The 11,994-nt window shown below is 37.8% G+C and carries 13 protein-coding genes and 1 pseudogene; 4 read left to right on the top strand and 10 right to left on the bottom strand.

The window, feature by feature from the left end; all coding sequences use genetic code 11:
• Positions 1 to 68: 68 nt before the first annotated feature.
• A complete protein-coding gene (locus NP781_RS13215) occupies positions 69 to 656 on the top strand; it encodes a LysE family transporter (protein ID WP_257520127.1) in 588 nt (195 codons plus the stop codon).
• A gap of 43 nt (positions 657 to 699) precedes the next feature.
• Here NP781_RS13215 and NP781_RS13220 read toward each other — a convergent pair whose 3' ends face one another.
• From NP781_RS13220 to NP781_RS13245, 6 genes and pseudogenes are all read right to left on the bottom strand, one after another.
• Positions 700 to 822 (bottom strand): hypothetical protein, encoded by a 123-nt coding sequence (locus tag NP781_RS13220; RefSeq protein WP_004231260.1) that lies wholly within the window; start codon positions 820 to 822, stop codon positions 700 to 702.
• 359 nt (positions 823 to 1,181) lie between these two features.
• Positions 1,182 to 2,177, bottom strand: a complete 996-nt coding sequence (gene bioB, locus NP781_RS13225) for a biotin synthase BioB (RefSeq protein ID WP_048392330.1) — start codon at positions 2,175 to 2,177, stop codon at positions 1,182 to 1,184.
• A complete protein-coding gene (locus tag NP781_RS13230; protein ID WP_306832400.1) occupies positions 2,174 to 2,734 on the bottom strand; it encodes a biotin transporter BioY in 561 nt (186 codons plus the stop codon). The genes bioB and NP781_RS13230 overlap by 4 nt, the downstream gene beginning before the upstream one ends.
• A gap of 39 nt (positions 2,735 to 2,773) precedes the next feature.
• Positions 2,774 to 4,135, bottom strand: a pseudogene (gene bioA / locus NP781_RS13235) (adenosylmethionine--8-amino-7-oxononanoate transaminase); the annotation flags it as partial.
• The gene (bioD, locus tag NP781_RS13240) at positions 4,116 to 4,823 is read right to left on the bottom strand and encodes a dethiobiotin synthase (protein ID WP_221680195.1); all 708 of its coding nucleotides are present in this window, start codon (positions 4,821 to 4,823) and stop codon (positions 4,116 to 4,118) included. The pseudogene bioA and the gene bioD, both read right to left, overlap by 20 nt.
• Positions 4,824 to 5,016: 193 nt before the next feature.
• Positions 5,017 to 5,199 carry a DUF4177 domain-containing protein gene (locus tag NP781_RS13245; RefSeq protein ID WP_221680194.1) on the bottom strand — a complete coding sequence of 61 codons (183 nt, stop codon included), beginning with the start codon at positions 5,197 to 5,199 and terminating at the stop codon, positions 5,017 to 5,019.
• Positions 5,200 to 5,338: 139 nt separating this feature from the next.
• Here NP781_RS13245 and NP781_RS13250 point away from each other — a divergent pair, with 139 nt between their 5' ends.
• Positions 5,339 to 5,803 (top strand): hypothetical protein, encoded by a 465-nt coding sequence (locus NP781_RS13250; RefSeq protein ID WP_221680193.1) that lies wholly within the window; start codon positions 5,339 to 5,341, stop codon positions 5,801 to 5,803.
• A gap of 337 nt (positions 5,804 to 6,140) precedes the next feature.
• Here the strand turns inward: NP781_RS13250 and NP781_RS13255 are convergent, their stop codons facing one another.
• Positions 6,141 to 7,184 (bottom strand): beta-carotene 15,15'-monooxygenase, encoded by a 1,044-nt coding sequence (locus NP781_RS13255; protein WP_257520128.1) that lies wholly within the window; start codon positions 7,182 to 7,184, stop codon positions 6,141 to 6,143.
• Positions 7,185 to 7,282: 98 nt separating this feature from the next.
• On the bottom strand, positions 7,283 to 8,176 hold the full coding sequence (locus NP781_RS13260; protein WP_257520129.1) for an AraC family transcriptional regulator: 894 nt from the start codon (positions 8,174 to 8,176) through the stop codon (positions 7,283 to 7,285).
• Between the two features lie 106 nt (positions 8,177 to 8,282).
• Between NP781_RS13260 and NP781_RS13265 the strand changes: the two genes are divergently transcribed.
• Positions 8,283 to 9,200, top strand: coding sequence for a DMT family transporter (locus tag NP781_RS13265; protein ID WP_221680190.1), 918 nt, complete (start codon positions 8,283 to 8,285; stop codon positions 9,198 to 9,200).
• Positions 9,201 to 9,360: 160 nt separating this feature from the next.
• Positions 9,361 to 10,410, top strand: a complete 1,050-nt coding sequence (locus tag NP781_RS13270; protein WP_257520130.1) for a Cj0069 family protein — start codon at positions 9,361 to 9,363, stop codon at positions 10,408 to 10,410.
• A 30-nt stretch (positions 10,411 to 10,440) separates the two neighbouring features.
• On the opposite strand, the gene NP781_RS13275 is transcribed toward NP781_RS13270, so the two are convergent.
• Positions 10,441 to 11,073 (bottom strand): LysE family translocator, encoded by a 633-nt coding sequence (locus tag NP781_RS13275; protein WP_004231229.1) that lies wholly within the window; start codon positions 11,071 to 11,073, stop codon positions 10,441 to 10,443.
• Between the two features lie 114 nt (positions 11,074 to 11,187).
• Positions 11,188 to 11,916 (bottom strand): tetratricopeptide repeat protein, encoded by a 729-nt coding sequence (locus NP781_RS13280; protein WP_257520131.1) that lies wholly within the window; start codon positions 11,914 to 11,916, stop codon positions 11,188 to 11,190.
• Positions 11,917 to 11,994 lie beyond the last annotated feature (78 nt).

Below are 11,994 nucleotides of genomic sequence, written 5' to 3' on the forward strand. Positions count from 1 at the left end.
ATAAAAAGACCGACGTTATACAGTCTGTTTCGTGCATTATATCATACAACTTGAAAGAGGTGATTATTTTGCCTGTATTTTCCTTTTTATTATTTATCATCATTACAAGTTTTACACCTGGCCCTAATAATTTTATGGCGATGGTTTTTGCTAAACAATATGGTTTAGCGAAAACGATTCCATTCTGTTTAGGTGTAGGGATTGGTTTTTTCATCATTATTGGTTTAAGTAGCTTTTTTAACACGGTCATGTTAAACATTTTACCTGCCATTGAATTACCCTTAACCATATTTGGTGTAGGCTATATGTTGTACCTGGCTTATAAAATTTTAACAAGCAAAGAATTAGAGGATCCCGACAACGAAGAAGAAAAACGAAACCTATTTTTTTTAGGAGCGTTCGTTCAATTTATTAACCCAAAAGGTATTTTATTTGGTCTTACTGTTGTCGCAACTTACATCCTACCCTACTACTCATCCTACATAAGCTATCTATTTTTCTCTTTCTTTTTAGCTCTAGTAGGTGTAATCAGTACATTTAGTTGGGCGTTATGTGGCTCCGTTTTTCAAAAGATTCTACAGCAATACCGAAAACCGTTTAACATGATCATGGCACTATTATTAATGTACAGTGCTGTTTCCATTGTTGTACATTAAAAAAAACAGCCCTCTGTCGGTAGAGGGCTGCTTCATCAGCAACTTATTTTGTATACGTTAAAACGGCATTTTTCTTGAATTTTGCTAAAGCTTCTGTTGCCTCATTTTTGCTCGCATACTCAAAAATTCGAACGTCCTTTTTATCAAAAACTGTAATAACCCACATGTGAAAAGCTCCCTTCACTCAATATTTTTGTAATATAACAACCACCAAAATTTGTGATACGACTTATCAACTGTTTTATAACAATTCCTTACTTGATTCTTATTTTACGCTGATTTTTTCAAAAAGAAAGCTTTATGTGAAGGTCTTCACAAACTGTTCAATTTCAAAACGCTTTCATTGAACAATTTGTGAAAACCTTGATTTTATAGGTATATAAACAGCCAGTGATGTCAGGTCTTTCCTTCTCTTTTCAATTTTTATCCACTACATTACACGGCTATCCGTCTCTTTTCATCTACAGCAAAAAACCGTACAAAAGTACGGTTTTTGCTGTAGTAGTAGATTTACATGTCATAAGTTTAACAAAATACTTCTTCTTGCTTATGTGTTAATTCAATTTCGAAGCCCAAATCCTCCAGCATGCGATAATCGCTATTCGCTTCCTGTCCAGCTGTTGTTAAATAATCCCCAACAAAAATACTATTAGCTGCATAGAGACCGAGTGGCTGTAGTGAGCCTAAATTGATTTCACGACCACCCGAAATACGGATTTCCTTTGTCGGATTGATATAGCGGAATAAAGCTAAAACCTTTAAACAATAGCGGGGATTTAAATCCTTTGTCCCTTCTAGCTTTGTGCCATCGATTGCATTTAAAAAGTTTACAGGAATAGAATCAGCGTCCAATTGATGGAGGGCGCGTGCAATATTGACGACATCCTCTTTTGTTTCCTTCATCCCAATAATGGCACCCGAGCAAGGTGAAATTCCATGCTTTTTCACGATCTCTACCGTATTGACACGATCCTCATATGTATGTGAGGTCGTGATGAAGGAATGATGACGTTCCGATGTATTTAAATTATGATTGTAACGATCCACCCCCGCTTCCTTTAGTTGCTGTGCCTGTTCTTCTTTTAGTAAGCCAAGACAGGCACAAACCTTCAAGCCATACTTTTCTTTTATTTCAGCAACCGCCTCACTCACAACATTGACATCCTTACGTGTTGGCCCACGACCACTGGCTACAATACAATACGTCCCAATCTTATTGTCAAACGCTCGTTTTGCACCTGCTAAAATTTCCTCTTTTGTAATAAATGGATATTTCTCAATAGGAGCCGTTGATTTAGAGGACTGGGAGCAATAGCCACAATCCTCCGGGCAATAACCGCTTTTGGCGTTCATAATCATATTCAATTTAACTTTTTTACCATAATAATGACGGCGAATCGTAAAAGCACCATCCATAAGCTGTAATAGCTCATCATCCTCACTATTTAATATGGCAAGTGCCTCTTCATTGCTAATGATCTTCCCAGCAATTACTTCTTGTGCTAATTGGTAATAATTCATATTACATTCTCCCTCTCTACGTGTGAAAATTTCACATTTCTTGCAGACTGAAATACTTTATATAAGCGCTCAGCTAATAGCGCTGATGTAATAGCTAAGCAAAAATCAGCGACAATACTACTTAAAAAGCCGACAACAAACACATGTGACCAGCTTGATTTCATGTCTAACCAAAAATTCAATGCTACATACAAATAAGGAACAGCCACAGCATAAATGATAACTAGCCCAATAATTGTTGCTGCAATAAAATGCTTTTTCGTCGGCGTCTCAATTCTTTCAATAATGAGCCCAATCACATAGGCGGCTAGGGCAAAGCCAATCAGATAACCAAAAGTTGGCTGTAAGACATATGTGATACCACCACCCTGTGTAAAAACAGGTAAGCCTACTAAGCCCACGCCGATATAGACAAGTTGACTATAAAAACCATTCCGACTACCCAATAAACAGCCTGCTAAAAATACAAAAACAATTTGTAATGTAAACGGTACGACAGGCAATGGAATTTTAACAAAAGCTCCGATTGCTGTTAGAGCAGCGAACATGGCAATCATGACAAGCGCTAGTGTCTGATGTCTCTTACCCAATCTTAGCCCCCTTTCCTTGAAAAATTGTTCGATTGTCTCTTTCGTTGTATGAATCATAAAGGACATTTCCTCTTCAGAAATAATATAAGGTGGCATAAAATACAGAACATTGCCGAGCGGTCTGATGAGTAAGCCTTTCGCTAAAGCCCGTTGATATATTTGATAGCCGATTCGCTCCTCAATGGTGAACGCTTCTTTTGTCAGCCGGTTCTTCACTAGTTCAATCGCTCCCACTAAACCAACTTGTCGGTATTCACCCACATAGGGCATATCACGAAAAGCTTCCATGGCTAACGCTCGCATGTATTGTCCCTTGTGCTGAATCATCTCCATCACTTGTTCCTCTTGAAACATCGTTAACACTTCCAATGCCACACGACAGGCCAATGTATTGCCTGAATAGCTATGCGAATGTAAAAAAGCCTTCATTGTTCCGTAATCATCATAAAAAGCGTCATAGATTTGCTCCGTCGTTAAGACAACAGATAATGGTAAATAACCACCTGTTAGCCCCTTTGATAAACACATAAAATCTGGCATGATGTCTGCCTGTTCACAGGCAAACAATGTACCGGTCCGACCAAAACCAACTGCAATTTCATCTGCAATGAGGTGCACATCATAGTGTGAGCACAATGCCCGTAAGCGCTGTAAATAGACAGGCGGGTACATTTTCATACCTGCTGCAGCCTGAATTAATGGTTCAATAATAACTGCCGTAATTTCCTCATGATGAGCTTGAAGTTGTTCCTCGACAAATTGACTACATGGTGCATTACAACTTGCTGGATCTTCCTGAAATGGGCAGCGGAAGCAATCTGGTCCTTTGGCACGAACAGTATCTAATAACAGAGGCTGGTAAACTTCATTGTAAAGCCCTACCCCTCCCACGGATAAAGCACCAATGGTTTCTCCATGATAGGCATCCGTCAAGGCGAGAAAGCGCTTTTTAGCTGGTTTCCCTGTCTGCATATGGTATTGAAAACTCATTTTCAATGCAACTTCAATAGCAGATGAGCCATTATCGGCAAAAAAGACTTTATGTAATCCCTGTGGTGCTAGTGCTGTTAATTTTTCAGCCAATTGTATCGCTGGTTCATGTGTAAAATTAGCAAAGATCGTATGCTCTAATGTGAATGCTTGCTCACTTAAAGCTTGGCTAATACGCGGATTGGCATGTCCAAATAAATTAACCCACCAAGAAGATACAGCATCCAAATAACGCTGATCATGTTCGTCATAAAGCCACACGCCTTGTCCCTTTTTTATGACGATGGGTGGAAATGCCTCATAGTCCTTCATTTGTGAGCATGGATGCCAAACATGACGTAAATCTCTTAGCTGTAAATCAGTTAATGCTTGTTTCATAGTTAAAAAGCCTTTCAAACAGTGTGGTGTGCGTCATAGCAAAATCCATTAGCTGTGACAAATTTTGTAGCTTTGGAATAATCGCATAGGGTAAGGAATGGTACTGTAAAATCGTTTGTATATTATCTTGCTCCATACTGCTGCCCGTGTCCCCGTTAAACACTATGCCAAGAACATCAACTTGACGAGCGCGCAATGCCTCTATTGTTAATAATGTGTGATTGATCGTCCCTAGGGATGTCCTTGTAACAAGCACTACTGGCAGCTTGCTACTGACGATGACATCAAGCAGCGTCTTCCCATGGGGAGCAGTAAAAGGAACAAAAAGCCCACCCGCTCCCTCACATATCACAACATCATAGGACGCTTGTAATAATTGAATCCGCAATATTAGCTCATTGACATCAATTTGCTGCCCCTCCAGTTGCGCAGCAAAATGTGGCGATGCAGCTTCTCTAAATGAATAGCTATTGAGGTGCTCTTGTTGAAGCTTTTGTAAGGAATACTTTTCATACATGGCTGTATCATGATAATAGTAGCCACGACCGTTTTCGTAGACCTCTCCTGTTTGCACAGGCTTGTATGGTGAAACTTTCAAGCCTTGTTTTTGTAAATGATACATCAACATGGTGGTGACAATCGTTTTTCCAACATCCGTATCTGTACCGACAACCCAAAAATGTTGCATTGTTAACCTCTCCCTCTTTTAAGTTAACTATTAACACTATTTAAGTTAACACATCTATTTTTGTTTTGTAAATGCTATTTCTATATTTTTCTGAATACACTATTTTTGTTAATAAAAACAGCAAATTTTGTATTAAAATAAGAAAACGCTAAACTCCCACCCTTTATGGCAAGAATCTAGCGTTCATTGATCGTCATGATAGTAATCTCTCAAAAATGATTTCATAGTCTGTTGGTTTCCCATGTCCATTATAAGCAATCGGCAATACTTGCACTAAACGCCAACCTTGCTTCGCGTATTCTTCGATTGTTTTCCGATAGGTAGCTTCCTGAAAAAAGCTACCTAAATGTGTTTGTACAAATTTATACTCATACATTGACTCACCCCCTGTAAATCTTTACGTAACTACGGAGTCAAGGTTTCAATAATTAGTAGGTTCTCGCTTTTGAATATTATGATTATTTTAAAGGATTTTAATCTTCACTCGTAGTATTAAACTACATGGGGGTGGTAGTATGTTTGGCATTTTTAAAGAACCAGCGAAGATCATCGATACATATGAACAAGTGCATTCAATTTTAAAATCATTACTTACCTATGAACTAAAAGAATTACCAAATCGTTATGAATTTTGGTATCGTGTGGCCATCCGTCAAGAGGAGTATCGGACATTACAAGCAGAGCATCGGGCAAAAATTTCCATGACTTCTGCCGTAGGGCGTTTTCATCAAACACAATATGAAGTGATGACACAGAAATTAGCAAAGTTTGAACGCTTATCCGATATTTATAAACTATTTTGTATTGAAGAAGAACGAGAGCTATTAAACCATCGTCTCTCTTTTCATCAAGAAACGATCGCTGCCATCTATGACCATGTTCAACATAAAGAGCTTTATACGTACAGTGATAGTGTTCAACAGCAATTTTGGGAGGCCATCCGTGATGATCTACTCAATGCTATCGCACACCTAGATTAATTTTTTAGAGACTTCATTTTCTAATGGGAAATTGAAGTCTTTATTTATTTTTAGTAAACTCTCTTGATTATTTTGACCTAAAGGTTATGAAGGATTCTAAAATTATGCGAGTCCGAAATCTTCTAATTCCCAACTCAAACAAAAGTTGGTATATTTGAAATAGGAAGGTGATGGATATGCGAACGAGAAAATTTTAATAGTGGAAGATGATCTAGATATTATGGAGGTAAAGACTTTTTATACAGAGAGTGTTGCTTCAAGTCAATCAATAAAAAAATAGCCAATGTTTCTATCACAAAACATTAGCTATTTATATATAGGACACTATTCAATAATTTCAATGATGTTGGCTCATTGCCATCCCTTGCGCAAGCATTTGTCTAAATTCTTGAACCTGGTCTGCTTTAATGGCTATGTGACTATAGTGCTTCTTGATCCCTAGCATAAACGTTACTTCCACAGGCTCTTTCATTTTCAAAATAAAGTGCGGATAGGCCTCACCAAAATCACGTGCTATAAAGTCTATCGTATCTTTTGATAATTTCCCCTCTAATCGCTCCTTGTCTTCTATGATTTCAACAATATGAGCAAAACGAATTTCAGTACGTTTCATTAATCCCAGAGATAAGTACAATGTATCATTTGTGACATAAACAGGATTTAGGCGAATAGCCTGCATATCCGCAAGAAAGAAAATTACTGAATAAATATTAAAAACAAGCAACACAACGGAAAGTATCATTGACTTTTCATGTAGCCACCAGTGAATACCAATCGTTTCAATAGCAATCCCATGAATAATCATGAGCTGAAAAGCGATATAGCTAGAATTTTTATGCAACGTTAAACCTTGTCGTTCTTGTCTTTTCCAACTCGCGAAACCATAATAAAGCACTAATAAATCAGCACAGATCATCTGAATAACTGGATGCTTGGGAGCATGTTTTTCTACAGCCTTTGAAAATGAAAAGAGATCTGGTAAAGAGCTTCTCCGCACTTCCCCTAGGATTTTTGGCAGGTATCGTACAAGAGTTGCCACTAGTATAATTTCTACTAGAATAATAGACCCTTCAATCGCAAAGCCAGCCCATGTCACTGCCACATAAGGTTGAAGGTGTTCCAGAGGAATGATGAAACGTGCAGCAATACAGCCAGCTGCAGCTAATAGTATGGCTTGCTTTAATGAAAATTTTCCTTTATAAAGCATAAATAGCACAGGCACCACCACAATACAATCAATCAATGAGCCCATGACAACACCATTTGTTTCGATAGGTAAAAGGGATGTGCCAAATCCTGTATTATAGAGTGTATAGTTACTCGCTAATACCACTAATAATAAGGCTAGCCAAATATTTTGCTTACTTTTTAAGACCATCATTCATAATGCCCCCTCTCTACTAATAATTTTACTTTATGCCAAATGGTTAATCTTGTATAGTATTTGAGAATAAAAGATGTTCCTAATTCCATTCACGTTCAATTATTTTTCACACTTAAAAACTTCTTACGATAAACATGTGGCGGATAGCCAGTGTATTCTTTAAACTTTTCAATATAATAACTGACAGTACTAAAGCCTGTATCAACAGCTATTTCTGTTATAGATCGCTCATTACCTTTCAATAATTCTATACTTTTGCGCAATCGATATTGGCATAAATAGGTAAACGGTGTCATGCCCACTATTTTCTTAAAAAAACGACTACATTCAGCGCGACTTATATACACATGACTAGCTAAATCTTCTAATGCTATTTTCTCCTGATAATGTGCGTGTAAAAAATCTAGCATAGCTTTTGCTCGTTCATGCTGCACAATAGTGGCAGAATCCATTATTTGTTCTGTCAATAAGGATTGGGTTAGCATGAATTCCCAAATAAATAGAAGCTCTCTCCGTACTTTTAACTCAAAAAAAGCGGTTTGCTCTCGCATTAATTCCGCAATCGTTGCTATTTTCTGTGCTAACTCTCCCGCTAGTTTGACATAAGGTATTCGATTACTTGTAATATACGGTTCTACATATTTTGAGAAAAAAATACTGCCCTCATGCCCTCCCAATAACTTTGGATCTACATTCACACAATAAACGATCGCTTGTTCAATTTGATAAGGTTTCGCTTCATGTAAGCCGGAGGCATTAATAAAGAGCCCCTCGCCTTGCTTCAATACAAAAACGTCCGTCCCCACTCGATACTGTGCACATCCATTTTTTATAAAAACAAATTGTATTTCTTTATGCCAATGGAGAGGTAGAAAATCCATACTTTCTAATCGCATAATTGTTTCATACAAGGCAACTGGAAATTCCTTCGTTCCGTGCAAGGTTAATTCTTGTAAATCCTTGGCAATTTTGATATGTGTTAACGGCATCTACAACACCTCAATATATTGATATTTTATTGGATTAAATCGATATTTATTTCCATTTCATCACTTTATAATCATCATATATTGATAGTTTAGGAGATGTAAACAGATGAATCAAATTATTCAAAATAAACGTACACTGGGCTTTCTACTAGTTATTCTTGGAGCAAGTTTCTGGGGAATCGGAGGGACCGTTGCCCAACGACTATTTCAGCAGGACAATTTAGAGGTCGGCTGGCTTGTTTCTAGTCGTTTACTTTTAGCAGGTCTGTTACTAATTGCTATTTATAAAATGACCCATCGGCATGAATCCATTTTCGTCATATGGCGCACAAAGCAAAATGCTTTTAGACAAATTTTATTTAGCTTACTCGGTATGCTTGCTGTCCAATATACCTATATGATGTCAATCGCTATTGGTAATTCAGCTGTAGCCACATTATTGCAATATTTAGCACCACTGTTTATCATGGCTTATTATTTTCTAACGAGGCAAAGTCCATTAACAAAGCAGGACGGTATAGCTGTGTCACTTACACTTGTGGGGACCTTTTTATTATTAACAAACGGTTCTTTTTCAACATTGTCCGTTCCTTTTATGGCTGTGTTGTGGGGTATCTTATCGGGTCTTTCTGTTGCATTTTATACCATTTATGCCGTCCCACTTTTACAGCAATTCCATTCATTACTAGTTGTCGGCTGGTCGATGATCATCGGTGGTATAGTAATGAGTATAGCTCACCCACCATGGGCTATCGATCTATCAGATTGGACGTTTTCAACCATTGCCTATTTTTTATTTATTGTTATTTTTGGGACAATGCTCGCTTTTTGGTTTTATATTGCTAGCTTGCACTATCTTTCACCAAAGGAGTCAAGCCTACTAGGTAGTCTTGAACCATTAATGGCTGTCATCACAAGTGTTTGGTGGTTAAAAATTGCTTTTGGCGGCTATCAGTTTATTGGTACATTGCTAATTCTTCTTATGATTTTATATCTCACAGTATTTCAGAAAAAGCAGCCTTAAGAACAGAAAATTAAGAGAGTTGTGAACTTTAATAGTTAATACCTCCTATTATCGAGATAGCAATATATGAATTTATACATAAAATTTACATATTTCATCTATCTTTTCTCCTTATTTGTCTACTATACTGAACATAATAACAGATAGAAGGAGGTATTTTATGGATAAAAAAGTTATTTTTTTCGAGGTGGAAGGCGGCACAGATAAAGGACCAGATGGCTATCGCCCAGATACAATGCCAATGGTAGAAGCACTACAGCAACGTGGACAGGATGCAGAGGTACTCTTCTTTGATATCACAAAAAAGCAGGAAATCTTTCACTACGTGAAGGAATATGGTGTTGCTTATGTATCTCGCATTAACCCAGGTAACTTGCAGCATGAGGAAGAGTACTTTGCTATGCTACGAGAGCTATGCCAAGCTGGCGTTATAGGGATGCCACATCCAGACGCCATGATTAGCTATGGTTCAAAAGACGTATTATCAAAACTGACGACAACAAATTTAGTACCTGATGATACATTTGCCTACTACACAATCGAAGCATTCAAAAAACAATTCCCTACTTCCTTAGCCTTAACAGAGCGTGTTTTGAAGCAAAATCGTGGTTCAACTGGAGAAGGTATTTGGCGTGTAAAATTAGTGGAACCGCTAGCAGAGGGTATCACTGAAGTACCACTTGATGCCCAAATCAAATGTACTGAAGCAAAAGATAATCATGTAGAATATTGGCAGCTTGGCGACTTTATGACATTTTGTGAGCAGTATATTACAGGGACGAATGGTATGTTAATCGATATGCGCTTTCTTCCAAGGATTACAGAAGGCGAAATTCGCTTATTCATGTTGCGCGATCATCCCGTACATGTCGTACATAAAAAACCAGCTGCTACCGAGGATGCCTTTAGCGCAACTCTATTCTCTGGCGCTCAATACCGCTATGACAAGCCTGAAGACTGGCAAGAGCTGGTACAAAACTTTTTAAAGCAGCTCCCTCAAATAACAAACCTACTAGGTAATTATGATTTACCGCTTATCTGGACGGCTGACTTTATGCTAGATACCAATGAAGACGGAGAGGATTGCTATATTTTAGGTGAGATGAATTGTTCTTGTGTTGGCTTTACTTCAGAACTAGCATTAGCGCATGAAGTAGCAGAAGAAATTTTAGCTTGTATAAAAGAGCAAACTGAGGCTATTGCGCAATAAAAAAAGTGCGATCTTTAGGGATCGCACTTTTCATATATAAATCTTAATTCCTTGTATAAATTCATATATAAAATAACAAGCAAAACCAATCAATAAGAATCCTGCGACAATTGTAAATGTCCTAATCATCTTCCGATTCATAGCTTTACGAGTAACCGAGATAATGGTCAGCAAACCGATATCGTGGAGTAAAATTCCACTTAAAACACCAGCAGCAATAATTAAAAAGCTCGTTGACTCCCCTTGTCCATAAGATTTTGCTAGCACCACGCCAAATACGTTGACCCAAAAAACGAGATTACCAGGTGAAATGGCCACTAGTAAGCCGTTAAAATAAGAGGCAAAAAACGATTTGGTTACTTTTTCTCCTGCCAATGTAATATCATGGTCAGCGTTCTTGATAGAATCATAGCCTAACAAAAATAAAAAGCCCGCTCCAATAATCCACATAGGGAGTTGAATCATAGGCATAGCCAAGATGGAGGCTAGTCCCATATACAAAGCAAAAACCAATACAATATCAATGGTCATACCACCAAGCCCAACAGCCCAGCCGTGCATAAAACCATTTTTGAGTCCTTGCTTTGTCATTTCTACTGTAATAGCTCCTACAGGCATGGCAATGGCAAGTCCTACCAATACATACGCTACATATAAACTCAAAAAAACACTTCTTTCATGTCATCGATAAGCTTCATACGTCCGTTTATGGTTTCACTATAGCATAATTATACTTGAAAGGAAATAATTATTAAAAGTTACATGTCTTTTTACCTGTTAGAGCATTTGCTTTTTCCATTGCGCTAACAAATCTTTTGACTTTTCCAAATCCAATTTCAAGGTGACCTGCTTAGCTGTACAACGTTTTTTAGCTTTCTCCCATGCTTCTTCCAAGGCAGGTAAATAGCTTAAATTTTTTGTCGCTGCTACTAGCTGAAAAAATATATTACCTTGAATATAGTGCCAACGAGGATTCATTCCATCTAGGAGTATTGCTTCTTCAATCAGTCTTAATGCCAAATAAGGGCTACCTTCGTGACGATTTAAAAACTGTGCAAATGCTCCCCAATACAATGCCTTATTGGGCTGCAATTTGATTGCCTCCGCATATTGTACGGATGCCTTATCCTGTTCTTTTGCAAGGACATAATATTCCGCCATTGTATAATAGGCGTTAGCCTGCGCTTCTAAAGGTCCTGCTAATAATTCATCGACCACTTTACCAAATTGCTCATCATCCTGACTACCTATATAAGCTGCGAGAACATCTCGTTCTGGATACGAGCCATCTGTTCGTTCCCCATTTTGCTTTACTTTGTCGTCAGTAGGCTGAGGCATATTTGCATACCCATTTGCCTCTAGCATTGCCACATGGTGCTGAATGACTTGATAGGCCTCTTCTTCGACCGCTGTAACATTGCCCAATATTTCTTTAGCTAGTTGATAACTTTCCTTAACTTGACCACTCAAAAATAAGTCATTGACTTGTTGAACTTGCTCGTTCATTTGTTTTACCACCATTAAAATCCTCACCTTCGCAAAAGAAAAATCTTATTGCTAGTTTATCATTTAAGTAGTATAAGC

This window comes from Lysinibacillus sp. FN11, from assembly GCF_024628845.1.
GTDB lineage: Bacteria > Bacillota > Bacilli > Bacillales_A > Planococcaceae > Lysinibacillus > Lysinibacillus capsici.